This is a genomic window from Leisingera sp. SA215, from assembly GCF_055902035.1.
The window spans coordinates 408,243-434,082 of sequence record NZ_JBVVXU010000001.1 but is presented as its reverse complement, the minus strand read 5'-3'; the positions used below and the strand labels follow the sequence as shown (position 1 = coordinate 434,082).

The following is a 25,840-nucleotide window of genomic DNA, read 5'->3' as shown; positions in this document are numbered from 1 at the left end:
TTCTTTGCCGCGCTATAACGGAACGCCCCTTTTTCGGCAATTTCTTGCGCAAAAGGGGAGGGCCAGGGAACTTTTCCCCAAGACTGTAGTTGCAGGGCTTCTTAGACGCGGCATCGGTGCATCAATGTTAACTTTTCGCATTTGTGAATGGACAACACCGGCTGGCATTTACCAGAATTTCAGGTAGGCACCGCTAAGATTGGAAAAAATCGGCTCAAGGACCGGATATTATGACGCGCGCATCCGCAGGAAACTTTATGCCGGGGATCAAAGCGGGGCTGTTTGCCCTGGCATTGGGCGGCCTGACCGCCGGGACTGTTGCCAGTTCAGCGCAGGCTGAAATCTCGGCGGCTTTCCGCCAAGCGGTCGCTGAAGCGGCCTCCGGCAGCGATCCTGTGGCCAGATTCTACCGTGATAACGGATATCAGGCGATTTGGACTGGTGGAGATGAGGCGTCGCGCCAGCGCCGGAACGCTCTGTTGGCAGCCTTGAACGAAACCAGCGCCCACGGGCTGCCGGACCGCTCTGCTGAAGTCAGCGCGCTGATGCAGCAGATGCGCGGCGTCCGCACCACGCGGGACATCGGTTCCATCGAGGCCGCGCTGAGCCAGGCACTGGTGGATTATGCGACAGACCTGCAAACCGGCCTGCTGGTGCCGTCGCGGATCGACGGTGGCATGGTGCGCAAGAAACACACGGTTGACGGTTCCAGCTTTTTGGCCGGCATCCGGGATCAACAGCCTTACGCCTATATGCGCAGCTTGGTACCGGTGTCACCTCAATACCGTGGCTTGATGCGCGAAAAACTGCGGCTGGAGCAGATCCTTGCGGCCGGTGGCTGGGGGCCGGCTGTCAATGCCAAGAAGCTGGAACCCGGCGATCAGGGTCCCGCTGTTATTGCCCTGCGGAACCGGCTGATGGCGATGGGTTATCTGCAGCGGAGTGCTGCACGTAGCTATGACGCGGCACTGGAAAAGGCTGTGCAAAGCTTCCAATCCGATCATGGTTTAGAGACTGACGGCGTGGCGGGTGCCGGTACAATCACCGAGGTAAACAAACCCGTTTCCAACCGCTTGAAATCCATCATTGTCGCGATGGAGCGCGAGCGCTGGCTTCAACCCGACCGCGGCGAACGGCACATTCTGGTCAACCAGACTGATTTCACTGCCAAGATCGTTGACAACGGTGATGTGACCTTCGAAACGCGATCTGTGATCGGCAAGAACACGCATGACCGCCGCAGCCCCGAGTTCTCAGACGAGATGGAGCATATGGTGATCAATCCTAGCTGGTACGTGCCGCGCTCGATCATCACAAAGGAGTATTTGCCCAAGCTGCAGAGCAACCCCAATGCAGTCGGCCATATCCAAATCACCGACCGGCGTGGCCGGGTTGTGAACCGCGGGTCCGCTGATTTTTCCCAGTATACGGCACGGAACTTCCCGTTTTCCATGCGCCAGCCTCCGAGCAGCCGCAATGCGTTGGGGCTGGTCAAGTTCATGTTCCCGAACAAATACAACATCTATTTGCACGACACCCCGCAGAAGAGTCTGTTTGCCCGAGAAGTACGGGCTTTCTCGCACGGCTGTATCCGTCTGGCGCAACCGTTTGAATTTGCTTATGCGCTGTTGGCAAAGCAGAGCGAAAACCCCAAGGATTTCTTCCACCGCATCTTGAGCAGTGGCAAGGAAACCAAAGTAGCGTTGGAGCAAAAAGTGCCTGTTCATATCATCTACCGAACGGCGGTTGTAACGCGTAAAGGCCGCGCTGAGTTTCGCCGCGATGTCTATGGCCGCGACGCCAAGGTTTGGGCGGCGCTGGAGCGGGCGGGGGTGGTGCTGCCCGGCGTTCAGGGGTAAATACAAGGCCCACACAGGATTATTCTGAAAGGGCCTGACATGTTCACAATCCGCCAGATCGCTGAGTCTCTGGGAGCCGAGGCCCAGGGCGACCTGGATCTGCAAATTGCAGGCGCGGCGGAACCGCAGGATGCCCATACGGGTCAGATCGCCATGGCCATGGCCCCGAAATATGCCGAAGGCCTGCAAACAGGCAATGCGCAGGCCGCGGTGCTGTGGGAGGGGGCGGATTGGCAGTCTTTTGGGTTGAAGGCCGTCATCTTTGCTCCGCGGCCGCGAATGACCTTGTCCGGCGTTACTGCAATGCTGGACCGCGGGCAGGGCATCCCTCCTGGCATCCACCCCTCGGCCGTCATCGATCCCGCGGCTGTCCTTGGCGAAGACGTGACCGTGGGCCCGCTGGCTGTCATCGGTGCAGGTGCAAAAATCGGTGCCCGTTCGATCATCGGTCCGCACTGTTACATCGGAACGGATGTCGTCATTGGCGAGGATGCCATTCTGCGCGAAATGGTTTCGGTCGGAGCCCGTGCAATCATCGGCAAGCGCTTTCGTGCCCAGCCCGGTGCCCGGGTGGGTGGCGACGGATTTTCCTACGTCACACCTGAGGTCTCAGGCGCTGAAAACGCCCGTAAGACATTGGGTGATCAGGGTGAAGCCAAGGCACAGGCCTGGGTCCGTATCCACTCTTTAGGCGCTGTCACCATTGGCGATGACGTGGAAATCGGCTCTAACTGCACGCTGGACAACGGCACTATACGTGACACGGTGATCGGCAGCGGCAGCAAACTCGATAACCTTGTGCATGTCGGGCACAACACGCGGGTCGGCAATGACTGCCTGCTCTGCGGCCAGACAGGTATCTCCGGCTCGGTCGATATTGGCAACAACGTGGTGCTGGGCGGCCAATGCGGCGTGGTCGACAATATTTTCATCGGTGACGGGGTGATCGCCGGCGGCGGCACCAAGATCCTATCCAACGTCCCGGCCGGCCGGGTCATCATGGGCTATCCCAGCGTCAAAATGGAAACTCATACTGAGATGTACAAAGCACAGCGCCGCCTGCCGCGTTTGATGCGTGACATCGAATTGTTAAAAAAGGCTGTTTTCAAGTAACGGCGGAATAACTACATCAGCCTAAGCTAAAACGTCGGGGGTTTCTAAATGAGCACGCAGGACAAGGTCATTGCAATTATTGCTGAACAGGCGGTTCTTGAGCCGTCGGATGTGACCCTTGACAGCACGTTGGAGGATCTGGGCATCGACAGCCTGGGCCTGGTTGAAAGCATCTTTGCCATTGAAGAAGAGTTTGATGTTTCTATTCCCTTCAACGCTAACGAACCCGAAAACAGTGATTTCAACATTTCCAATGTCGCGGCAATCGTTGCAGGCATCGACAAGCTGATCTTGGAAAAAGCGTGATATAATCGATGAAACGCGTCGTCATCACCGGGGCTGGAACCATCAATGCCCTTGGCCATTCCGTCGCCGCTACTATGGAGGCCATGCGCGAAGGCCGCTGCGGCATCGGAGAGCTGCAGTTCCGCGATGTGGACCGGTTGGCGATCCGCATCGGTGGCCAGGTCCGCGGGTTCGAGGCTGAGGGACGGTTCAACCGGCAGCAGATAAGCCTTTATGACCGGTTCACTCAGTTCACTCTTACTGCTGCCAAAGAAGCGATTGAGCAATCAGGTCTGGAGTTCCACGGCGATCTGTCGGCCAAGGCCGGCGTGGTTCTGGGCAATTCCGGCGGCGGCATGCAGACGCTGGATGAGAACTACCGCAGCGTTTACGAGGACGGCAAGAACCGGGTGCATCCCTTTGTTGTGCCCAAGCTGATGAACAATGCGGCAGCCGGTCATGTGTCAATGCAGTTTAACCTCAAGGGGCCCAGTTTCACTGTGTCCACGGCCTGCGCCTCTTCCAACCATGCAATGGCGCAAGCGTTCCAGATGGTGCGTTCAGGCATGAGTCCGGTGATGATTACCGGCGGCTCTGAATCCATGCTGTGCTTTGGCGGGGTCAAGGCCTGGGAAGGTCTGAGGGTGATGTCCAAGGACGCCTGCCGTCCGTTCAGTGCCAACCGGAATGGCATGGTGCAGGGCGAGGGCGCAGGTATTTTCGTGTTCGAGGAATATGAGCATGCCAGGGCGCGCGGTGCTGAAATTCTGTGCGAAGTGATTGGCTTTGCCATGTCCTCGGACGCTGCCGACATCGTGATGCCCAGCAAGCAGGGGGCCGCCAGAGCGATTTCCGGCGCGCTGCAGGATGCGCGCGCGGATGCTTCGGATGTTGGATATATCAATGCCCACGGCACCGGCACAGCGGCCAATGACAAGACCGAATGCGCGGCCGTGGCAGATGTGTTCGGTCCGCATGCGGACAGACTGATGATCTCCTCCACCAAATCCATGCATGGCCATCTGATTGGCGGCACCGGCGCGGTGGAGCTTCTGGCCTGCATCATGGCGCTGCGCGACGGGGTGATTGCGCCAACGATCGGCTATGAAGAACCCGACCCGGAATGTGCGCTGGATGTGGTGCCGAACGAGGCCCGGGAAGCCAAAGTTGACGTGGCGCTGTCCAACGCTTTTGCCTTTGGCGGGCTCAATGCGGTGCTGGCGCTTCGCAGGATCTGACCCCCGACATTCAAAACGCCGCGGCCCAAATGGAGCGCGGCGTTTTCTATCTCCTGACTGAAATCGCGGCTTATTGCTTGACCACATCCACTACGTCAAAGCCGGCGGTGAAGCCGCTCAGAGACAGTTTCATCTCCACTATCTGATCCGGTGCCGGCGCCGGGCGCAGCGACAGGACAGCTTCCTTGCCTTTCCGGAAGGCGTCGATATCGCCCTGGGTCAAGCCGATCTGCGCCACGCAGCCCAGCGGATTGCAAAAGGAATAGTTGTAGCGTTTGGCCGGCGCACCATCGATCGAGATTGTCAGCGCGGCAGGCAGCAGGGTTTCCAGCGGCACAATGACGGTGGCCCCGGCAACGGCTTGGCCGCCCTGCTGATCGATACGGAACAACGATACTTCGGCTATCGGGTTGCCTTGCGGGCCTGCCAGCACCTGCAGCAGCGAGCAGGGATCGGTGCCGCTTTCGGTTTTGATGCAGGCCAGGTCCCAGTCACCGTGTTTTTCCTTGGAGTAGCGGTCGCCAGCCCGGGGGCCGTCGGCGACCGGTTCGCCCAGGTCCAGCAGCTGATCTGCGGTGGATTCCGTTTGCTCTGTCTGCTCAGCAGATTCCGCCCCCGCGGTCTCTTCCGCGGCTGTTTCTTGCGCCGCCAGCGGGGCGCTCATGGCCAGCACTGCGGCAAGCGTGATCGGGGTCAGGGACTTCAACATGAATGCCTCATTTTTCTAAAGACGCTGGATTTTCGTCTAACACGCCGGCCAGGTGGTGTCAGGCCGATAACAAGTGATCAGGGGGATTCCGCTCAAAATGTTTCAAGCCCGGAAGTCACTGTATCCGCACAAAAAAGGGAACCCGATGGCCCCCTTTTTCGTGTTGTGTCTCCCCGTCGGACTGGCCGACTTAGTTATTGCGTAGGACGTTACGAAAGGGCCGTCCATCGGTCAACATGCAAGTTCAAAAAAATGTAATGCAGCTCGTATTTGTTGGACATCACTGGGTTTGCGGGAGCTTTGCGGTGTTGAATGCCCGAATTCCCGGCAGTTTCCAGGTAAAAGAAGGCCGTGCACAAGGCACGGCCAGTCTGACAGGGAGGAAATGTCCGCCACGGCAACCGCATTCGCAGGGGCGGGCAAGATTGACTATCGCACTGAAAAGTTAAGGTTGTATTGTTATCCACAGGGACAAGGAAAGGCAGGGGACAGGCATGGCAGACAGCATTTTTCTAGGTGGCGGCGGTGAGGATTACGGTGTGCCGCAGGGGCTGGCATTGAGGTATGCCAATCGGCACGGGCTGATTGCCGGCGCAACCGGCACCGGTAAGACGGTAACGTTGCAAATCCTGGCTGAAGGATTTTCAAACGCAGGCGTGCCGGTGATTCTGGCGGATGTAAAGGGAGATCTGTCCGGCCTGGCCAAATCGGGCTCGGCAGACCACAAACTGCATGGCGCCTTCACCAGCCGGGCGGAAAAAATCGGCTTTGCGGACTACATTTATCACGCTTGCCCGGTGACCTTTTGGGACCTTTATGGGGCACAGGGCCATCCCGTGCGCACGACGGTTGCGGAAATGGGGCCGTTGCTGCTGTCCCGCCTGCTTGAGTTGAGCGAAGCCCAGGAAGGCATACTGAACATCGCTTTCCGGCTTGCGGATGAGGAAGCGCTGCCGCTGTTGGATTTGAAGGACTTGCAGGCATTGCTGGTCTGGATCGGTGAAAACCGGTCGCATCTGTCACTGCGGTACGGCAATGTCTCGTCCGCTTCGATCGGGGCCATTCAGCGGCGGCTTCTTGTGCTGGAGAACCAGGGCGGAGACCGGTTGTTCGGGGAGCCGGCGCTGGCGCTAAGCGACCTGATGCGCTGTGACGCGGCTGGTAAAGGCATGATCAATATTCTGGCCGCGGACAAGCTGATGGCCGCACCGGGGCTTTATTCCACTTTCCTTTTGTGGCTGCTGAGCGAACTGTTCGAGGAACTTCCCGAGGTCGGAGACCCTGAGAAGCCGCGGTTGGTTTTTTTCTTTGACGAGGCGCATCTGCTGTTCGAGGACGCTCCGAAGGCGCTGATCGACAAGGTTGAACAGGTGGCGCGGCTGATCCGGTCCAAAGGAGTGGGGATCTATTTCATCACCCAGAACCCTGCCGATGTGCCGGAGGATATCCTCGGCCAGCTTGGCAACCGCATCCAGCACGCACTGCGCGCCTTTACTGCCAAGGACCGCAGGAACCTGAAACTGGCGGCGGAAACCTATCGCGAAAACCCGCGTTTTTCCACCGGGGAGGCCATTCGCGAGGTTGGCGTGGGGGAAGCCGTCACCTCAATGCTGCAGAAAAAGGGGGTTCCGGGCGTAGTGGAACGCACGATGATCCGCCCGCCAAGTACCCAGCTCGGACCGGTTGCAGTGCAGGAGCGGACGGCCATGCTGAAAGCGTCGGACATGGCGGGAAAATACGATCAACCGCTGGACCGGCGGTCAGCTTATGAAATCCTGGCACAGCGCGCGGCGGCGGCAGCGCAGGAAGCGGAAGCATCCGAGGTTGCGGCAGAAGAAGCTCCCCAGCCGATGACGCGGGAATTCAACGCGGCCCGCCGGTATTCCGGTTCCCGGGTCAGCCGGTCTTCTGCCAAGGTCGCCCGCAAGAAGGACAGCTTCACCTCGGCAATGTCGGAAGCGGTGATCAAGGAACTGAAGGGCACGACCGGGCGCCGGATTGTCCGCGGCATTCTCGGCAGCCTTTTCAAAGGGCGCTGAACAAACGAAAACGGGTTCGGCTGTCGCCAAACCCATGCCTCCGGCGGGAGTATTCTCCACCAGAAAGAAGCAAAGAGCGCCGCCCGTATCTGCCGGGCGGCGCTTGTTTCATTTTTCTGGAATCAAACCGCGCGGGCTGAACCTGAGAACAAGCAGCAGTATCAGGCCCATCGTGAACAGCCGCATGTGCGAGGCGCTCTCTACCAGATGCGCCTTCAGAGCGCTGCCTTCGGCCATTCCAGAGGTGACAACTTCCATCAGAAGGATGCCCATCGGCTCCACCTTGATCCAGAAGAACCAGATCAGCATGCCGCCCAGTACTGCGCCGAAGTTGTTACCGGAACCGCCGACAATCACCATCACCCAAATCAGGAAAGTGAAGCGCAGCGGATTATACGTTCCAGGCGTCAACTGACTATCGAGCGTCGTCATCATTGCACCGGCAATGCCGCAAATGGCAGATCCTAGCACAAAAATCTGCAAATGGCGGCGGGTGACATCCTTACCCATCGCCTCAGCTGCGGTTTCATTGTCGCGGATCGCGCGCATCATCCGGCCCCAGGGGCTTTTGAGGGCCATCTGTGCCATCCACAACAAAGCCAAAAGCACCACGGTGAACATCAGCGCATATCCTGCCTTGACGTAGATGGTCGAGGCCAGAACCGGATCGAGGCCAAGTCCTGCAGCGCTTTCCACAAATCCAGGATCGTTTTGCAGATCCACCTCATAAGGCAGCGGACGAGGCAGGCCGACGACGTTTTTGACACCGCGCGACAGCCAATCCTCGTTCTTGAGCACGGCAATGATGATCTCGGCAATGCCCAGTGTGGCAATCGCCAGATAGTCGGACCGCAGGCCCAAAGCTGTTTTGCCGATTAGCCAGGCAGCGCCAGCCGCCAGCAGGCCGCCTGCAGGCCAGGACAGCAGTACCGGCAAACCCAACCCGCCGATGTTGCCCTGCAGCGCGGGGTTGATGGCTTCCACCGAACCCACCGCCGGATCAAAAATCGCACGATAAACAAAGAAACCAACAATCATGATACCGGCCAGCACCAGCATCCGCAATTTTCCGGGGGCCATGAATTTGGTGATCATCACCCCGGCAGCCACAGTCATCGCGCCCATGACCAGCGCGATTACGATACTGACGCCGCCCGAAGACCAGGCTGCGGGGATCACGGGGGTTGACGTCAGCACCACTGCCAGCCCGCCAAGCGCGGTAAAGCCCATGATGCCGACGTTGAACAGCCCTGCAAAGCCCCATTGGATGTTCACCCCGATGGCCATGATGGCTGAGATTAGCCCCATGTTCAGGATTACCAGCGCCGAGTTCCAGGAGCCGGAAAAGAACAAGAAGTCCGTCATGCCTTCCAGCATGATCATCACGCCGACAAAGACGAAGAGGAGGGTATGTTTCATGGTCTCGGTCATACCGCTTTCCCTTTGAAAAGGCCGGTGGGCTTGAACAGGAGGACGACAATCAGGATCGCAAAAGAGACCGCGAACTTGTAATCGGTGCTAAGAAGCTGAACCAGCCCGTCTGGTGACAGGCTGTCAGGCAGCCCGTAGGTCAGAACCTTTTTCCAGGCATAGGTGATCGTCACTTCGGAGAAAGCGATGATGAAACCGCCCGCGATCGCGCCCAGCGGATTGCCAAGCCCGCCCACGATGGCCGAGGCAAAGATCGGCAGCAGCAGCTGGAAATATGTGAAGGGCTTGAACGATTTGTCGAGGCCATAGAGAACGCCTGCAACGGTCGCCAGCGCCGCCACGATCATCCAGGTGTACATCACCACCCGTTCGGGGTTGATACCGGACAAAAGCGCCAGATCCTCGTTATCCGAATAGGCGCGCATGGACTTGCCGGTTCGGGTTTTGTTCAGGAACCAGAACAGCGCCGCGACCACGATGATCGCGGTGATCACGGTGATGCCCTGGGTGGTCTTGACCGCCAGGCCCTCGTCCAGACCGGTCATCTGTTTAAAGGTGCGCGCCGTGATGATGAAGCGTTCGCCATCCGCAAACCGCTGGTCGCCGGGGCCGATAATGAAACGGACGATGCCGTTCAACATGAACATCACGCCGAGCGAGACCATCACAAAGATCACCGGTTTTGCCTTTTGCTGGCGATAGAACTTATAGACGGTCCGGTCGGTCAGCAGCACGAGGCCGATGGTGCCGAGGATACCAAAGGGCAGGGCAAGCAGCGCGGTCGGCAGCACGCCAAAGCTGATCCCCATAGACTGGAACATCCAGGTGACCAGGATTGTGACCATCGCGCCGAACGCCATGGTGTCGCCATGGGCAAAGTTCGAGAACCGCAGGATCCCGTAGATCAATGTCACCCCCAGCGCCCCAAGCGCCAGTTGGCTGCCATAGGCTAACCCGGGAACAACAACAAAATTGGTAAGCGCCACAAGGGCGTTCAGAAGATCCATCTATCAGCCCCCCAAGAAAGATTTGCGCACTTCGGGATCGGCCAGCAGTTCCTTGCCGGTGCCGGTATAGGCATTGCGCCCCTGCACCAGAACATAGCCTTTGTCCGCAATCTCAAGCGCTTGCTTGGCGTTCTGCTCCACCATCAGGATCGGCAGCCCGGTGCGGGCGACCTCGATGATGCGGTCGAACAGCTCATCCATCACAATGGGGGAAACGCCCGCTGTGGGTTCGTCCAGCATCAGAACCTTCGGTTTGGTCATCAGCGCCCGGCCCACCGCCACTTGCTGGCGCTGGCCGCCGGACAGCTCTCCAGCCGGTTGGTTGCGCTTTTCCTTAAGGATCGGGAACAGGCTATAGATCTGCTCGATTGTCCCGGAAAAATCATCCGTTCGGATAAACGCCCCCATCTCCAGGTTTTCCTCCACCGTCATCGAGGTGAAGATGTTGCTGGTCTGGGGCACAAACCCCATCCCCTTGACCACCCGGTCCTGCGGTGACAGCGCGGTGATATCCTCGCCGCCCAGCCGCACCGTGCCCGAGTGCACGTTCAGCATCCCGAACACCGCCTTCATGGCGGTGGATTTCCCGGCCCCGTTCGGGCCAACAATTACGGCGATCTCGCCGGGGTTCACGGCGATCGTGCAGTCATGCAGGATATCCGGCCCCTTGCCGTATCCGCCTGTCATACAGTCGCCAATCAAAAATGGTTCAGACATTCATATGCTCCGTTCCCCTATGCAGGGGGCAACGCGGCCAAAGGCATCAAGCCTTGGCCAGCTTGTCTTTGTTCTTCAGGCCGGTGCCCAGATAGGCCTCGATCACCTGTTCATTCGCCTTGATCTCGTCCAAGGTGCCCTCGGCCAGTTTTTTGCCCTCAGCCATGCAGATCACCGGGTCGCACAGGCGATCGATGAATTCCATGTCATGCTCAATCACCACAAAGGTATAACCGCGCTCTTCATTCAGGCGCTTGATGGCGTCGGCAATGGTGTAAAGCAGGGTGCGGTTCACGCCGGCGCCAACCTCGTCCAGGAAAACGATCTTGGCATCCACCATCATGGTGCGGCCCAGTTCCAGCAGCTTTTTCTGGCCGCCCGAAATTTCGCCCGCCTTCAGATCGGCGATATGGCTGATGGTGAGAAATTCCAGCACCTCATCGGCCTTGGCCCGCAGCGCCCGTTCCTCGCCGGCGATCCGCTTGCGGCCGAACCATGTGTTCCACAGGGTTTCGCCCGACTGGTTGCCGGGCACCATCATCAGGTTTTCCCGGCACGTCATCGAAGAGAACTCATGCGCGATTTGGAAGGTGCGTAGCAGCCCCTTGTGGAACAGCTCGTGCGGGGGCAGACCGGTGATATCTTCTCCATCCATAGTGACACGGCCGGAGGTCGGCGGCAGAACACCCGCGATTACATTGAATAAAGTGGTTTTGCCGGCCCCGTTCGGGCCGATCAAACCGGTTATGGACCCCTTAGCGATTTCCAGCGAAGCGCCGTCCACCGCGTGGAACCCGCCGAAGTGCTTATGCAAGTCCTCGACGACGATCATGACATTTCATCCCCTGCCGCGATTTTGCGGCGCTTTTAATTTGGAACAGCCCGGGCGGAACCCGGGCTGATCTTTCGCTGTGTGTTTTCAGTTGCTTATCAGCGGAATTTGACGGTTTCGATCTTGCCGCCTTTGACTTCGACTTCGCGGTAAGAACCTGCGCTTTCACCTGGGCCGATCAACTCAACGCCGGTTGCGCCCTGATAGTCGACCTCACCGCCGGCAGCGAGAATTTCCAGTGCCTTGCCCAGCTCACCCGGATTGATGGGTTCGCCCGGTGCGTTGGCAATTTCCAGAACCTTGCCCATGTAGTCTGCAGGTGCGGTTGAATTGGCAGCCTGCATTGCCAGCAGGAACAAGGCCGCCGCATCGTAGGACTCAGGTGCATAAGCCGAAGTGCCGTCAAAGCCTGCTTCCTTGGCCATTTCAGCAAAAATCTTGGAGCCTTCGCTGTCCGAACCTGCGATTTGACCGAAAGACCCATCCAGGTCCGGGCCGATGTTTTTCGGCAGGGAATCCCCGATCATGCCGTCGGGCAGGCCAAACATGTCAAACGCTCCGCTGTCCAGCGAGCCTTGGATGATGCCCAAACCGCCTTGGTCGAGATAGCCGGCAACGACCAGAACATCGCCGCCTGCAGAGGCCAGCGCACCAACTTCAGCCGAATAGTCGCCCTTGCCGTCTTCGTGAGCGGCAACGATGGTGACTTCGCCGCCTGCCGCCTCGAACGCAGCCTGGATCGAGTCGGCAAGACCTTTGCCGTAGTCGTTGTTGGTGTATGTCAGGGCAATCGACGACACGCCGCGCTCTTTCAGCACCTCAGCCATGATTTCACCCTGGCGCGCGTCCGAAGGGGTGGTGCGGAAGAACAGGCCATTGTCTTCCATCGTGGTCAGGCCGGGAGAACTGGCGGAAGGAGAAATCATTACCATGCCGTTCGGAATGGCCACGTTTTGCAGAACTGCGCCTGTCACGCCGGAGCAGTCGCCGCCGACAATGCCGTTGACGCCTTCAGAGATGATTTTCTCGGCGTTGGCAACAGCCAGGCCGTTGTCGACGCAGCCGTTGTCAGCGCGAACAGAGCTGACGGTCGCGCTGTCCAGCAGTTTGCCGGACTTGGTGACTTCCTCCATCGCCAATTCTGCGCCGCTGGCCATTGCCGGCGTCAGCGATTCAATCGGGCCGGTGAAACCGAACAGGATGCCGAGCTTGACTTCCTTGGCATGGCCGCCGGCAAATGCAGTGCCAGCCGTCAGCGCAGCGGCCGCGGTGGCCATCAGCAGTTTCTTCATTTGAAAACTCCCATTGTTGGAACAAAAATGTTCACATCGGACCCTAGGCAAGCCGGTTCAAAAAGAAAAGTCTTATTGAACCGGAACAGTTTTCCCTGGGCCGCTTGGTTTATGCTGCACCTCCATATGCATCCCCGGATGCAGAGCGGGCGCGGATTTACAGGGGAATCAAAAGAAGGAAAAGACCTCAATGCTGAAGTATGCACGCCTTTTGACAGCCGCCGTGCTGATGGTTGTTTACACTGCGTCTTATGCAGAAAAACTCCCGACCAGCCAGGGAAACCTTGTTGTAACGCTGATGGCCGATGGCTTTGATGTGCCTTGGGCATTTGATTTCCTGCCGGACGGCAGCCTGCTGGTGACAGAACGGGATGGGCAGTTGTTTCATGTCAGTGCGGGACGCAAGCAACGTGTTGAAGGAACACCTCGCGTGGCCGCCGAAGGGCAGGGCGGCCTGTTGGATGTGATGGTGCCAAGGGATTTTGCGCAAAGCCAAGAGATCTTTCTAACCTTCGCCAAACGTCAGGGGCGCGGCGCCGGCACCGCCTTGGCTGTTGCGCGGTTGAAACCGGACAACATGCGCCTGAACAGTCTTCGGGTTTTGTTCGAAGCTGTGCCCGGTGCCTCGGGCGGGCGGCATTTCGGCTCCCGTGTGGTGGAAGCAAGGGACGGAAGCCTGTTCATTTCGCTGGGCGAACGCGGCGACCGGCGAAGTGCACAGAACTTGCGGCTCCACCAGGGATCGGTGGTGCGGATCAACCGCGACGGTTCGGTACCCGCCGGCAATCCCTTTGCGGGCGCGGAAGGCGCACAGCCGGAGATCTGGTCTTACGGACACCGCAATCCGCAAGGTATGGCGCTGGATCTTCAAGGCAATCTATGGGTCGCTGAACACGGTGCCAAAGGCGGCGATGAGGTGAACAGGGTCCGCGAGGGGGCCAATTACGGCTGGCCGGTGATTTCCTACGGGCGTCATTACTCGGGTGGCAAAATCGGAGAAGGCACCACGAAATCCGGAATGGAGCAGCCGGAATGGTACTGGGATCCCTCCATCGCGCCGTCTGGCATGATGGTTTATTCCGGCCGGATGTGGCCCGAGTGGCGCGGAGATATCTTTGTGGGCTCGCTGAAATTCGACTATATCTCCCGCCTTTCAGAGCGGCCGCTGAAGGAAGTTGAGCAGATTCGCAGCGGTGCAACCGGGCGCATCCGTGACGTGCAGGAGGCGCCCGACGGCAGTATTTGGTTTGCTTCGGAAAGCGAAGGCGCGGTGTTCAGACTATCCCGCTGACCGGAAGACAGGCCGCGCGGCTCACACTTTGTACGTTGCCGCCTTGCTGCCGCGTTCGCGGTAGGGGGTGGTGTCGTAATGCGCCCGGTAGCATTTGGAAAAATGCGACGGTGAGGCAAAGCCGCAGGCCAGCGCCACGTTGATCACGCTCATATCCGTCTGCATCAGCAGGTTGCGCGCCTTTTGCAGCCGGATCTCCATATAATAGCGCTTGGGCGACCGGTTCAGGTAGCGGCGAAACAGGCGCTCCAGCTGACGGGTGGACATGCCGACATCCTGCGCCAGAACCGACGGGCTGATCGGCTCTTCGATATTGGCTTCCATCATCTGGATCACCATCGACAGCTTCGGATGGCGCACTCCGATGCGGGTCGGGATCGACAGCCGCTGCGTGTCCTGGTCGGTCCGTATCGAAGAATAAATCAACTGGTCCGCCACCGCATTGGCCAGCTCCTCGCCATGATCATTGGCGATCAGCTTGAGCATCAAATCGATGGACGAGGTGCCGCCGGCGGTGGACAGGCGGTTGCCATCGATCACAAAGACCGATTTGGTCAGGTCAACCTCATCGAATTCCTCGGCAAAGCTGTCGGCGTTTTCCCAGTGAATGGTCGCCCGTTTGCCGTCCAGGAGCCCCGCTTTGGCCAGTGTGTAGGAGGCGGTGCAAAGCCCGCCAATTGTGAGCCCCTTACGGGCTTCGCGGCGCAGCCAGGCCAAAAGCTTTTTGGTGGTGGATTCTTGCACATCAATGCCGGAGCACAGCATGACCACATCGTCCCGGTGCAGATCGGTCAGATCACCGTCCAGATTGAACGTGGTGCCGGCCGAACAGGTTACTGTTTCACCGCCTTCACCGATCAAGGTCCAGGAATAAGTGTCCACGCCATTCATCCGGTTGGCAATCCGCAGGCATTCGACGGCCGATGCGTAGGAAAGCATGGTGAACTTATCGAGCAGCACAAAGACGAACCTCTTCGGCTGGCCGGCCTCAACTCCAGAAACAGCAGGCTTGCGTGGCGTCTGCATTGCAAGGGTCCTTCAAGAAACAAGTCGGGCCGCGGCAGCAGGCTCCGCGGCAGGTCGGGAAACCGTGTTCACAGCTTGGACCCGGGGTCAAGTGGGCGCAATTCTAAACTGGCCACCCCGGTGCGGATTTTGTATAGAGCACCCAACCCAAATTAAAGACCTCTGATGCGGAGATAAAGTCATGAGCGAATGGCAAAAAACGGACTGGCGCAATAAGCCGCGGGTTCAGATGCCGGACTATACGGATGCGGCAGCGCTGAATGCTGTCGAGGCTCAGCTTTCCAAATTTCCGCCGCTGGTTTTTGCCGGCGAGGCGCGCCGCTTGAAACAGAATCTTGGTGCTGCAGGGCGCGGTGAAGCCTTCCTGCTGCAAGGCGGCGACTGCGCCGAGAGCTTTGACCAGTTCAGCGCGGACGCGATCCGCGACACCTTCATGGTGATGCTGCAGATGGCGATGGTGCTGACCTACGGGGCCAAAGTGCCGGTCGTAAAAGTGGGCCGCATGGCGGGCCAGTTTGCCAAGCCGCGCAGCGCACCGACTGAAACCATTGATGGCGTTGAACTGCCCAGCTATCGCGGCGACATCATCAATGAGCTGGAATTCACCTCTGCTGCGCGCATTCCTAACCCGCAAAAGATGTTGCAGGCCTATACCCAGGCCGCCGCAACGCTGAACCTGTTGCGCGCTTTCTCTACCGGCGGGTTTGCCGATATGAGCCGGGTGCATTCCTGGACCCTGGGCTTTACCGATGAGCAGGAAGTCCAGAAATACAGCGAGATTGCGACCCGTATTCAGGACACCATCGATTTTATGGCCGCCGCCGGCATCACCGCCGACACCACCCATGAATTTTCGACCGTTGATTTCTACACCAGCCACGAAGGGCTTCTGCTTGAATACGAAGAAGCGCTGACCCGGCTTGATTCGACCTCCGGAAAATGGCTGGCAGGTTCCGGCCACATGATCTGGATCGGAGACCGCACCCGCCAGCCTGACGGTGCCCATGTGGAATTCTGCCGCGGCGTGCTGAATCCGATCGGTCTCAAATGCGGCCCGACCACCACGGCTGAAGACCTGAAGGTTCTGATGTCGCGCCTGAACCCGGAGAACGAAGAAGGCAAGCTGACCCTGATCGCCCGTTTCGGTGCAGGCAAGGCCGGCGAGCATCTTCCTCGCCTGATCAAGGCCGTGAAGGACGAGGGCGCCAATGTCACCTGGGTCTGCGACCCGATGCATGGCAACACCATCAAATCCTCGACCGGTTACAAGACCCGCCCCTTCGACAGCGTTCTGCGCGAAGTGCGCGACTTCTTTGGCGTACATAATGCCGAAGGCACTATCCCGGGCGGCGTGCATTTCGAGATGACCGGCCAGGATGTGACCGAATGCACTGGTGGTGTCCGGGCGGTGACTGATGAGGATCTGAGCGACCGCTACCACACCGCCTGCGATCCGCGCCTCAATGCCAGCCAATCGCTGGAACTGGCCTTCCTGGTGGCCGAGGAACTGTCTGCCTTGCGGGCCTCGCAGAAGAACACCCGTCAGGCTGGCTGAGGCCCTAACAGACGCGCGCTGTCACGGCGCGTGGCTTGCAGATCTCTGCACATGCAAAAAAAGCGCCCCGGGGGTTATCCCGCGGGGCGCAGTCCCTTCAAGTGCTATGACCTTGGACTTGAAAAGATGATACTTTTGCGCCGCGGACGTATCGCGGCGCCCGCGTGTCAGTCCCGGCTAATCACCAGACGCAGATGCGAAGCAGCCCTGCGCTTACCGTTATCCGGGGCCGCTGCGGCTGTGTCCGCCGGTTCCCCAAGCTTCCCTGCGCGGCTGCGTTCCAGCAGCGCCTTGGCCTCGTCCAGGATTGAGCGTTCGGGTTTGAACCGGGCCTGCGTCTCCGCAAAACCCGGATTAGGCTGGTTTGCGTCCTGGCGCTTGTCGGCAACTGCGTCCCGCGGTTTGGCTTTGAACCCGGCAGCGCCAGCGGCTTTGCCGACCGTGCGCATTTCGATCGACGAGATCGAGAAACGCTGCGAGGTGGCGGCGGCCCCATCATCTGCGACCAAAACCCCCAGGACCCGGCTGATATCGCCCAGATCGCTGCGCAATGGCAGCAGCAGCATACGGGCATCGCGCGGCGCGCGCTGGCGCGGCGCTTCGATTTGCAGCATCAGTTCAACAATGGCGGGTGTTTCGAACATGTGCTCCATCGCCGAGCTCAGCTGTTTGCGGGCCCCGGTGGTAAAGAACGCGGTCACCGGCATGCCGCGCACCTCCATGCCTGCCATTTCATTCACCAGCGTTCCAGCGAGGCGGAAGCGGGCGATGCCAGGCGCGATCCGTTCCAGAATGAATGTATTGCTCAGGATGTTCTCCAGCCCGCGCGGATCAATCTGCGAGCGGCTGGGCACATCGTCGCCGCGGCGCAGCGCGGTCCAATAGGCTTCCGCTTGGCGCAGTGGCGATGGCGAGCCGCCCTTGCGGAAGCGGTTCATGGAAACAACCTTGTCCTGACCAGTGGTCACTTCAGTTCCGCTGCGGCTGCCAAAAATCATTTCTTCATCCCCTCCAACCCCGGCCTTCCCTTTGGTTGCGGCAACCGGCGGCTGCGTTAACTCTTAGGGCCGGTTTGGTTACCTTGAAGTTAAGATGACACAATATAATTCAAATTTGGACTACTTCTTTAAGCAATGGTTAACACGATGGTCGTCCCGCGGTTATGCGATTGCACTTGCACCCTATACTTTCGAGACAGTAGAGCTGTCCAATCATCAGCGACAAGAGAGCCAGTCCCATGACCATCCGCAGCATGACCGCCTTTGCCTCGGAGCAAGGCAGCGCTGACCAGCACAGCTGGAGCTGGGAGCTCCGATCTGTCAATGCCAAGGGCCTGGATCTGCGTCTTCGGGTGCCGGATTGGCTGGAAGGCCTTGAAACTCATGTTCGTTCAACCTTAGGTAAAGCTCTTGCGCGCGGAAATGTCTCGCTTACCCTGCGGATTTCGCGCAGCGAAGACGGCGCCGGGCAGATGCAGATCAACGCTGCCATTCTGCAATCGGTGATCAAGTCGCTGGCTGAGACACAATCCATTGCCAAGCAGAACAGGGTGGAAATACGCCCGGCCTCTGCCGCCGAAGTTCTTACCTTCAAAGGGGTTCTGGAGCAGTCCGCGGGTGATGATGATCCGGCGCCGCTGGTTAAGCGGCTGAGCAGGGAATTGGAAACTCTCGTGGCCGAATTCGTGCAGATGCGCGAGGCCGAGGGTGCTGCGCTTGCCCAAATCCTTAACAGCCAGCTGGAGGAAGTTGCCGCGCTGACGGCCCAGGCCGGGAAACGCGCCGAAGAGCGCAAACTGAAAATGGGTGAAACGCTTAAGGCTAATCTGGCGCGGGTTATGGACAATGCCGAAGGCGCAGATCCGGACCGCGTGGCCCAGGAGTTGGCCCTGATCGCGGTCAAGGCAGATGTCACCGAAGAATTGGACCGTCTCGGCGCCCATGTTACCGCTGCCCGCGATCTTCTGGCCAACGGCGGCGCGGTGGGCCGCAAGCTGGACTTTCTGATGCAGGAGTTCAACCGCGAGGCCAATACGCTGTGTTCAAAAGCGCAGCACAGCGCCTTGACGGCGGTCGGGCTTGAGCTGAAAACCGTGATCGACCAGATGCGCGAGCAGGTGCAGAACATAGAATAAGAAAAGGAGAGCCCAGATGGCGGACCGCCGCGGCCTTTTGATCATCCTCTCATCGCCTTCGGGCGCCGGTAAATCCACTTTGGCCCGCCGCCTCATGGCCTGGGATCCCGGTCTGAAATTTTCGGTCTCCGCCACTACTCGCGCCCCGCGTCCGGGCGAGGAGCACGGCCGCGAGTACTTCTTCATCTCCGAGGACGAGTTCCGCCAGAAGGTGGCAGAAGGCGGCATGCTGGAGCATGCTCATGTGTTTGGTAACTTCTACGGTTCCCCTGCGGGGCCGGTGAAGGACACCATCGAGGCAGGCCAGGACGTTCTTTTCGACGTCGACTGGCAGGGCGAAATCCAGATCCGCAACTCGGACCTCGGCAAGCACGCACTGTCGATATTCATTCTGCCGCCGTCGATTCCTGAACTTCGCCGACGCTTGGAAACCCGCGCGCAGGACAGTGACGATGTGATCTCCAAACGGATGCAGAAAAGCTGGGACGAGATCAGCCACTGGGGCTATTACGATTATGTGCTGGTCAACGATGATCTGGACGAGACCGAAGCCCGCCTGAAGACCATTGTCGAAGCCGAGCGCATGCGCCGTATTCAGCAGCCCCGGCTTCAGGACCATGTCCGCACCCTGCAAACCCAGTTCGAGGAACAGTCATGACGTTGTATGCACTAGGCGATCACCAGCCGCAGATTCATGAAGACACCTGGGTCGCCCCGGATGCCAACCTGATCGGCAAGGTGGTGATGGAGGCAGGCGCGTCGGTCTGGTTCGGTGTCACCATTCGCGCTGATCACGAGGAAATCCGCATCTGCGAGGGGACCAACGTGCAGGAAAACGTGGTGATGCATATTGATGCTGGCTACCCGCTGACCATCGGCAGGAACTGCACCATCGGCCATAAGGCAATGCTGCATGGCTGCATTATCGGTGAAAACACCCTGGTCGGCATGGGCGCCACCATTCTGAATGGCGCCAGGATCGGCAGGAATTGCCTGATCGGCGCCGGCGCCCTGATCACTGAGAACAAGGAAATTCCCGACAACTCTCTGGTGATGGGCAGCCCCGGCAAGGTGGTGCGCGAGGTGGATGCAGCGCTGGCTGAAAAACTGACCCAAAGCGCGCTCTTGTATCAGAGCAACATGCGCCGCTTCCGGGCCGGGCTGAAGCCGCTGTAAGCGGGCCGGCGTCTGCCGTTTTTTGCGCTGGTTGCGCGGGTCCGCCATATCAGCTTTACACAGCGGCGCTAGGCAGGCCGTAAACATTTACGCGGAGGTCTGATGACAACTGATCTGATTGACGGATTTCTGGCGGCGATCCCGATGCCTGCTGTGCTGGTGGACCAGACCGAACGACTCATCGCCGAGAACAGCGCCGCTGCCCCCTTGCTCGGCCAGGAGGGGAAGGGGCGTCACTTCGCTACTGTTCTACGCCAGCCCAGCGTCGCAACCGCGATTGAAGCCTGCCTTCGGGACCGGAAGCCCCGAACAGCCCGCCACCTGGCCAATGACGGCGCCCAGGACACCACCTTTGCTGTCACGCTGCGCTATGTGCCGGGTATCGGTGCGGTCAGCGGCGGCGCGGTACTGGTCTGCTTTGACGACGTGACCGAGCGTGAGCAGGCCGGCCAGATGCGCCGCGATTTCGTCGCCAATGTCAGCCATGAGTTGCGCACCCCGCTGACGGCCTTGATCGGCTTTATCGAAACACTGCGAGGCCCGGCCAAGGACGACACCGCCGCCCGCGATCGGTTTCTCGCGATTATGGAGGGTGAGGCCAGCCGGATGAACCGCCTGGTCGGAGATCTCCTTTCCCTGAACCGGGTTGAAAGCGAAGAGCGGGTGCGGCCAAAGCAGAGCGTCGATCTGGGTGCCCACCTAGGTTCGACGCTGAAAACCCTCGTCCCGGTTGCCGAGGCCCGCGGCGTGTCAATGAACCTGGAGGCACCGCAAGGCGGCATCATGGTCACTGGTGATCCGGATCAGCTGCAACAGGTCTTCACCAACCTGGTGGAAAACGCCGTGAAATACGGCGGCGATGAGGTTCGGGTGCTGCTAAGCCGGTCCGAAAGGGACCCGGCCGTGCGCGCAGCAGCCGCGCGGGTCCAGGTGATAGATAACGGTCCAGGAATCGATCCCGTGCACCTGCCGCGCCTGACTGAGCGCTTCTATCGCGCCGACAGCCACCGCTCGCGCGAAATGGGCGGCACCGGGCTGGGGCTGGCAATTGTGAAACACATCATCAACCGCCATCGCGGGCGGCTGCGGGTAGAAAGCGAATTAGGGCAAGGGTCCGTTTTCACAGTCATCCTGCCGGAATAAGCTCCTCAAGCTGCTAGCAAGCTATCCAAGCTGCCGCCGAACGACCCGGCGGTGGTTCTCTTTTCCGCGTCACTTTTTACTGACGAAACGCGGTTTGTCATGCAGCTGTTACACGGACGTCACAAAAGGCTCATCAGCGGCTTCTAAGTGGGGGCGCAAGATCATCGACGGGGTGATCGACCATTGAAACTCTTGGAGACACAAATGTCTTTTGTGAAACTGACCGCTTCCACCTTGGCAATCGCCGCCGTATCGGCCACCGCAGCAGCAGCCCGCGATCAGGTGCAGGTTGCCGGTTCGTCCACCGTGCTGCCTTATGCCTCGATTGTCGCAGAAGCCTTTGGCGAAAACTTCGACTTCCCGACCCCGGTTGTTGAATCCGGCGGCTCCTCGGCGGGGCTCAAGCGGTTCTGCGAAGGCGTCGGTGAAAACACCATCGACGTCGCCAATGCCTCGCGCAAGATTAAAGACAAGGAAATCGCCGCCTGCGCGGAAAACGGCGTCACCGACATCATTGAGGTCCGTATCGGTTACGACGGCATCGTCTTTGCCTCCGACATTAACGCCAACGCCTTCGAATATACCCCGACGGACTGGTTCCTGGCTCTTTCCGACAAGGTGCTGGTCGACGGCCAGCTGGTCGAGAACACCAACCAGACCTGGGCCGATGTGAACCCGAATTTCCCGGCGGTGGACATCCAGGCCTTTGTGCCGGGCACCAAGCACGGCACCCGCGAAGTGTTCGAAGACAAGGTGATCCTGGCGGGCTGCGAAGCCACCGGCGCCTTTGACGCCTTCAAGGAAGCCAACGGCGGCGACAAGAAAGCGGCTGAAAAGGCCTGTATCGCCCTGCGCACCGACGGCAAATCCGTCGACATCGACGGCGACTACACCGAGACCCTGGCCCGCATCGAAAGCAACAAGGACGGCGTTGGTGTCTTTGGCCTGGCGTTTTATGAAAACAACACCGACAAACTGCAGGTGGCGACCATGTCCGGCGTTGTCCCTTCGACCGAGAGCATTGCAACCGGTGAATACCCGGTTTCCCGCCCGCTGTACTTCTACGTCAAGAAAGCCCACATCGGCGTCATTCCCGGACTAAAGGAATATGCCGAGTTCTTCGTCGCTGATGAGGTTGCCGGCCCCGATGGCCCGCTGGCCGAATACGGTCTGGTTGCCGATCCGGAACTGGCGGACACCCAGGAAGCCGTGACCCAAGAGGCGGTGATGAGCGGCAACTCCTGATCCTGCCCCGGACCTGAACCAGTGACGCCGGGGCGGATCCGACCGCCCCGGCTCTCGTTGCCTGCCCGGCACTGTCGCCGCCTTTTCGCAACCACCCAACGGAGCCCTCCATGCCTACGATTTGGCTTGTCGTTCTCCTGCTTGCGCTGGCCGCAGCAGGGTTTTACTGGGGGCGCGCCCGCGCACTCAGCACAGCAGGAGGGGATGCCCGAGAGCTGCATTCCCTGCCGTCCTACTATGGCTACCATGTTGCCCTGTCGGCTTTTGTGCCCGCCATCACCGTGCTGGTAGTCTGGCTGCTGGTGCAACCAATGCTGATCGAAAACCGCGTCTCGGCGCTGATTCCTGCTGAGGTCGTCCCCGAAAGCACCACCCTGGGCCTGTTGATGAGCGACGTGCGCCGGGTCGCCGAAGGGCTGGATCTGGCGGTGGAGCAGGGGCTGTTGTCGCGCAATGACGCCCGTGACCTCGACAGCGGCCGCAGCGACGTACGGGCGTTGCTGGGCGAGGTCGGCGTGGCGCTTGGTAATGACGTGCGCCCGGAGGTTTTGTCTGCCGCACAGGCCTTCCGCAATTTCGCTGCCACAGGCAAGACCGCCATGGCCGCGGTTGTCTCGCTGCTGGCGCTTGGCGGTTTTGCCTGGGCCTACAGCCGCACCCACAAGGATTTCCGCGCCCGCAACGTGGTGGAACGCGCGGTTCTGGCCCTGCTGATCCTAGCCGCATCGCTGGCGGTCCTCACTACCATCGGCATCGTTCTGTCGATGCTATTCGAGACCCGCAACTTTTTTAGCCTGCACAGCTGGACCGATTTCTTCTTTGGCACAACCTGGGCGCCCAACTTCCGCGGCGACAGCGAACTGTCGATCCTGCCGCTTCTGTGGGGCACTCTTTACATCTCATTTATCGCATTGCTGGTTGCGGTACCTGTGGGTTTGTTTGCCGCCATCTATCTATCGGAATACGCGAGCGGCATGGTGCGCGCCTTTGCCAAGCCTCTACTGGAAATCCTGGCGGGTATTCCAACCATTGTTTACGGCCTGTTTGCGCTGCTGACGGTTGGACCAGCGCTGGCGAACCTGTTTTCCAAGGGCGGCCTGTTGGGCGTTGAATGGATGGCGGGCGCCACTTCTGTTCTGACTGCCGGTTTGGTGATGGGGGTGATGCTCATTCCGTTCGTCTCGTCGCTGTCGGACGACATCATCAACGCGGTGCCGCAGGCGATGCGCGACGGCTCGCTGGGGTTGGGCGCTACCAAATCGGAAACCGTGCGCCAGGTGGTGATTCCGGCAGCCCTGCCGGGTATCGTCGGCGCGGTGCTTCTGGCCGCTTCCCGCGCTATCGGCGAGACCATGATTGTGGTGATGGGGGCAGGGGCGATCGCCAAGTTCTCGGCCAACCCGTTGGAGCCGATGACCACAATCACCACCCGTATCGTAAGTCAGCTGACCGGCGATACAGACTTTGCCAGCCCCGAAACCCTTGTAGCCTTTGCCCTGGGCCTCAGCCTGTTCGTGCTGACCCTCGGCCTGAACGTCCTGGCACTCTATATTGTGCGCAAATACCGGGAGCAGTACGACTGATGACCGACCTCAGCCAATCCCCCGCCACGCCCCGCAAGCACGGCGGCTCGCTGCTGGAGAAAACCCCGCATACCCAAATACGCAATGCCGCAGAAACCCGGTTCAAGGCGTATGGTATGGCGGCCATCGCTGCTGGCCTTCTTATGCTGGCGATCCTGGTGACCACCATCGTCGGCAAGGGAACCGGTGCCTTTCAGCAGACCTTTGTGACGCTTCAGGTTGAGTTGCTGGAAACCAAACTCGACAAGAAAGGCAACCGCGACCTGACCGACATCAGAAAAGTCACCACCTTCGGCTATGCCCCGATCATCAAGGGCGCGATGACTGCCGCGGTTGAGGAATTGGGGATCGAGACCAGCCTCAAACCCAAGGCGCTGGCCGGCATCTTGTCTAAAAACGCCGCCGCCCAACTGCGCGAATTCGTGATCGCCAACCCGGACCAGATCGGCCAGACGGTGGAGTTCAAATTCCTCGCCTCTGGCCGCGTTGACGGCTACCTGAAAGGCCGGGTGACCCGGCAGAGCATCGTCAACGACAAGAATATCTCGGCCGAACAGTTGGATTTTGTTGACGCTTTGACTGACGCTGGTGTGCTGAAAAAGACATTCAACCTTGACTTCATCATCGGCGCAGATGCCTCCGACGCCCGCCCCGAGGCGGCCGGTATCGGTGTGTCGATGCTGGGCTCACTGTTCATGATGCTGGTAGTTCTGGCGCTGGCACTGCCCATCGGAGTTGCAGCCTCGATTTACCTGGAGGAATTCGCGCCGCAAAACTGGCTCACCGACATGATCGAGGTGAACATCTCCAACCTTGCCGCGGTTCCCTCTATTGTTTTCGGCATTCTGGGTCTTGCCGTCTTCATCAACTACATGCACCTGCCGACCTCGGCACCGCTGGTGGGCGGCCTGGTGCTGACGCTGATGACCCTGCCGACAATCATCATCTCCACCCGCGCCTCGCTGAAATCGGTGCCGCCATCGATCCGTGATGCGGCGCTGGGGGTAGGGGCGTCCAAGATGCAGGCGGTGTTCCACCACGTGCTGCCGTTGGCTGCGCCCGGGATCCTGACTGGCACCATTATCGGCCTCGCGCAGGCGCTGGGGGAAACCGCACCGCTCTTGCTGATCGGCATGGTCGGCTTCATCGCCTCCAACGCGCCGGAAACCCTGGCCGACGGTCTGCTGGCGCCGAACTCGGCAATGCCCGCGCAGATCTACGAATGGGCCAAACGTGCCGACCCGGCCTTCTACGAGCGCGCCTGGGGCGGCATTATCATCCTTCTCATCTTCCTGGTGACCATGAACACGCTGGCCGTGATCCTGCGCCGCCGCTTTGAACGCCGCTGGTAAAAGGGGCATAATAATGAACGACATGACCTTGATGGAACACACCGTGGACACTCAGCCAACCAAAATCGCCGCCAAGGACGTGAACGTCTATTATGGCGATAGCCACGCGATCAAAGACGTGAACGTCGAGATCGAGAGCAACACCGTAACTGCCTTTATCGGTCCTTCGGGCTGCGGCAAGTCGACTTTTCTGCGTTGCTTGAACCGGATGAACGACACCATTGACATCTGCCGCGTCAAAGGTGACATCCTGCTGGACGGCGAGGACATCTATGACCGCCGCGTCGACCCGGTGCAGTTGCGCGCCAAGGTTGGTATGGTGTTTCAGAAGCCGAACCCGTTCCCCAAGTCGATCTATGACAATGTGGCCTATGGGCCGCGGATCCATGGCTTGGCGAAGAATAAGGCGGAACTTGATGAAATCGTGGAGAAATCCCTGCGCCGTGGTGCGATCTGGGATGAGGTGAAGGACCGTCTGGACGCCCCCGGCACCGGCCTGTCCGGCGGTCAGCAGCAGCGTCTGTGCATCGCCCGCGCGGTCGCCACCGAACCCGAGGTTCTGTTGATGGACGAACCTTGCTCGGCGCTCGATCCCATCGCCACCGCCCAGGTGGAGGAACTGATCGACGAACTCCGCGCTTCCTATTCCGTGGTGATCGTCACCCATTCGATGCAGCAGGCCGCCCGCGTCAGCCAAATGACCGCCTTCTTCCATCTTGGAAACTTGGTGGAATTCGGCCCCACGGGCCAGATCTTCACAAATCCAGAAGATCCGCGAACCGAAAGCTACATCACCGGCCGGATCGGCTGATT

The 25,840-nt window shown here is 59.6% G+C and carries 23 protein-coding genes; 15 read left to right on the top strand and 8 right to left on the bottom strand.

Annotated elements, in window-relative coordinates; translation table 11 throughout:
* Positions 1–230: 230 nt before the first annotated feature.
* From AC0KW6_RS02050 to AC0KW6_RS02035, 4 genes are read left to right on the top strand one after another with little or no spacing between them, the layout of a single operon-like run.
* Complete coding sequence (locus AC0KW6_RS02050) at positions 231–1,859, top strand: L,D-transpeptidase family protein (protein WP_323779476.1); 1,629 nt, start codon at positions 231–233, stop codon at positions 1,857–1,859.
* Positions 1,860–1,898: 39 nt separating this feature from the next.
* Positions 1,899–2,972: a UDP-3-O-(3-hydroxymyristoyl)glucosamine N-acyltransferase gene (gene lpxD / locus AC0KW6_RS02045; RefSeq protein WP_474033943.1), complete on the top strand. Its 1,074-nt coding sequence runs from the start codon at positions 1,899–1,901 to the stop codon at positions 2,970–2,972.
* A gap of 48 nt (positions 2,973–3,020) precedes the next feature.
* Positions 3,021–3,278 (top strand): acyl carrier protein, encoded by a 258-nt coding sequence (locus tag AC0KW6_RS02040; protein ID WP_024089920.1) that lies wholly within the window; start codon positions 3,021–3,023, stop codon positions 3,276–3,278.
* A gap of 8 nt (positions 3,279–3,286) precedes the next feature.
* Positions 3,287–4,495: a beta-ketoacyl-[acyl-carrier-protein] synthase family protein gene (locus AC0KW6_RS02035; protein ID WP_474033942.1), complete on the top strand. Its 1,209-nt coding sequence runs from the start codon at positions 3,287–3,289 to the stop codon at positions 4,493–4,495.
* A 70-nt stretch (positions 4,496–4,565) separates the two neighbouring features.
* Here AC0KW6_RS02035 and AC0KW6_RS02030 read toward each other — a convergent pair whose 3' ends face one another.
* Positions 4,566–5,204, bottom strand: a complete 639-nt coding sequence (locus AC0KW6_RS02030; RefSeq protein WP_323779470.1) for an invasion associated locus B family protein — start codon at positions 5,202–5,204, stop codon at positions 4,566–4,568.
* 494 nt (positions 5,205–5,698) lie between these two features.
* On the opposite strand from AC0KW6_RS02030, the gene AC0KW6_RS02025 reads away from it, so the two are divergent.
* Positions 5,699–7,243: a helicase HerA-like domain-containing protein gene (locus tag AC0KW6_RS02025; RefSeq protein WP_474033941.1), complete on the top strand. Its 1,545-nt coding sequence runs from the start codon at positions 5,699–5,701 to the stop codon at positions 7,241–7,243.
* Positions 7,244–7,351: 108 nt separating this feature from the next.
* Here the strand turns inward: AC0KW6_RS02025 and AC0KW6_RS02020 are convergent, their stop codons facing one another.
* The 5 genes from AC0KW6_RS02020 to AC0KW6_RS02000 form a co-directional block, all read right to left on the bottom strand.
* On the bottom strand, positions 7,352–8,674 hold the full coding sequence (locus AC0KW6_RS02020; RefSeq protein ID WP_323779467.1) for a branched-chain amino acid ABC transporter permease: 1,323 nt from the start codon (positions 8,672–8,674) through the stop codon (positions 7,352–7,354).
* The gene (locus AC0KW6_RS02015; RefSeq protein ID WP_474033940.1) at positions 8,671–9,681 is read right to left on the bottom strand and encodes a branched-chain amino acid ABC transporter permease; all 1,011 of its coding nucleotides are present in this window, start codon (positions 9,679–9,681) and stop codon (positions 8,671–8,673) included. Before AC0KW6_RS02015 ends, AC0KW6_RS02020 begins: the two co-directional genes overlap by 4 nt.
* 3 nt (positions 9,682–9,684) lie before the next feature.
* On the bottom strand, positions 9,685–10,398 hold the full coding sequence (locus AC0KW6_RS02010; RefSeq protein WP_323779463.1) for an ABC transporter ATP-binding protein: 714 nt from the start codon (positions 10,396–10,398) through the stop codon (positions 9,685–9,687).
* A 46-nt stretch (positions 10,399–10,444) separates the two neighbouring features.
* Positions 10,445–11,230: an ABC transporter ATP-binding protein gene (locus AC0KW6_RS02005; RefSeq protein ID WP_323779461.1), complete on the bottom strand. Its 786-nt coding sequence runs from the start codon at positions 11,228–11,230 to the stop codon at positions 10,445–10,447.
* A gap of 98 nt (positions 11,231–11,328) precedes the next feature.
* Complete coding sequence (locus AC0KW6_RS02000; protein WP_323779459.1) at positions 11,329–12,522, bottom strand: ABC transporter substrate-binding protein; 1,194 nt, start codon at positions 12,520–12,522, stop codon at positions 11,329–11,331.
* 229 nt (positions 12,523–12,751) lie between these two features.
* Between AC0KW6_RS02000 and AC0KW6_RS01995 the strand changes: the two genes are divergently transcribed.
* The gene (locus AC0KW6_RS01995; RefSeq protein ID WP_474034210.1) at positions 12,752–13,813 is read left to right on the top strand and encodes a PQQ-dependent sugar dehydrogenase; all 1,062 of its coding nucleotides are present in this window, start codon (positions 12,752–12,754) and stop codon (positions 13,811–13,813) included.
* A gap of 21 nt (positions 13,814–13,834) precedes the next feature.
* On the opposite strand, the gene AC0KW6_RS01990 is transcribed toward AC0KW6_RS01995, so the two are convergent.
* Positions 13,835–14,839 (bottom strand): GlxA family transcriptional regulator, encoded by a 1,005-nt coding sequence (locus tag AC0KW6_RS01990; protein ID WP_323779455.1) that lies wholly within the window; start codon positions 14,837–14,839, stop codon positions 13,835–13,837.
* A gap of 181 nt (positions 14,840–15,020) precedes the next feature.
* Here AC0KW6_RS01990 and AC0KW6_RS01985 point away from each other — a divergent pair, with 181 nt between their 5' ends.
* A complete protein-coding gene (locus AC0KW6_RS01985; protein ID WP_474033939.1) occupies positions 15,021–16,394 on the top strand; it encodes a class II 3-deoxy-7-phosphoheptulonate synthase in 1,374 nt (457 codons plus the stop codon).
* 167 nt (positions 16,395–16,561) lie between these two features.
* Here AC0KW6_RS01985 and AC0KW6_RS01980 read toward each other — a convergent pair whose 3' ends face one another.
* Positions 16,562–17,392, bottom strand: a complete 831-nt coding sequence (locus AC0KW6_RS01980) for a PAS domain-containing protein (protein WP_323783280.1) — start codon at positions 17,390–17,392, stop codon at positions 16,562–16,564.
* A 239-nt stretch (positions 17,393–17,631) separates the two neighbouring features.
* Here AC0KW6_RS01980 and AC0KW6_RS01975 point away from each other — a divergent pair, with 239 nt between their 5' ends.
* From AC0KW6_RS01975 to pstB, 8 genes are all read left to right on the top strand, one after another.
* The gene (locus tag AC0KW6_RS01975; protein WP_323783284.1) at positions 17,632–18,528 is read left to right on the top strand and encodes a YicC/YloC family endoribonuclease; all 897 of its coding nucleotides are present in this window, start codon (positions 17,632–17,634) and stop codon (positions 18,526–18,528) included.
* Between the two features lie 16 nt (positions 18,529–18,544).
* Complete coding sequence (gene gmk, locus AC0KW6_RS01970; RefSeq protein WP_323783287.1) at positions 18,545–19,186, top strand: guanylate kinase; 642 nt, start codon at positions 18,545–18,547, stop codon at positions 19,184–19,186.
* Positions 19,183–19,704 carry a gamma carbonic anhydrase family protein gene (locus AC0KW6_RS01965; RefSeq protein WP_323783290.1) on the top strand — a complete coding sequence of 174 codons (522 nt, stop codon included), beginning with the start codon at positions 19,183–19,185 and terminating at the stop codon, positions 19,702–19,704. The genes gmk and AC0KW6_RS01965 overlap by 4 nt, the downstream gene beginning before the upstream one ends.
* A gap of 102 nt (positions 19,705–19,806) precedes the next feature.
* Positions 19,807–20,847 carry a sensor histidine kinase gene (locus AC0KW6_RS01960; protein WP_323783293.1) on the top strand — a complete coding sequence of 347 codons (1,041 nt, stop codon included), beginning with the start codon at positions 19,807–19,809 and terminating at the stop codon, positions 20,845–20,847.
* 204 nt (positions 20,848–21,051) lie between these two features.
* On the top strand, positions 21,052–22,092 hold the full coding sequence (locus AC0KW6_RS01955; RefSeq protein ID WP_323783295.1) for a substrate-binding domain-containing protein: 1,041 nt from the start codon (positions 21,052–21,054) through the stop codon (positions 22,090–22,092).
* Between the two features lie 110 nt (positions 22,093–22,202).
* Positions 22,203–23,675, top strand: coding sequence for a phosphate ABC transporter permease subunit PstC (pstC, locus tag AC0KW6_RS01950; RefSeq protein ID WP_474033938.1), 1,473 nt, complete (start codon positions 22,203–22,205; stop codon positions 23,673–23,675).
* Complete coding sequence (pstA, locus tag AC0KW6_RS01945) at positions 23,675–25,027, top strand: phosphate ABC transporter permease PstA (protein WP_323779330.1); 1,353 nt, start codon at positions 23,675–23,677, stop codon at positions 25,025–25,027. Before pstC ends, pstA begins: the two co-directional genes overlap by 1 nt.
* Before the next feature lie 13 nt (positions 25,028–25,040).
* Entirely contained in the window at positions 25,041–25,838 is a 798-nt protein-coding gene (gene pstB, locus AC0KW6_RS01940) for a phosphate ABC transporter ATP-binding protein PstB (RefSeq protein ID WP_474033937.1), read from the top strand.
* Positions 25,839–25,840: the final 2 nt, after the last annotated feature.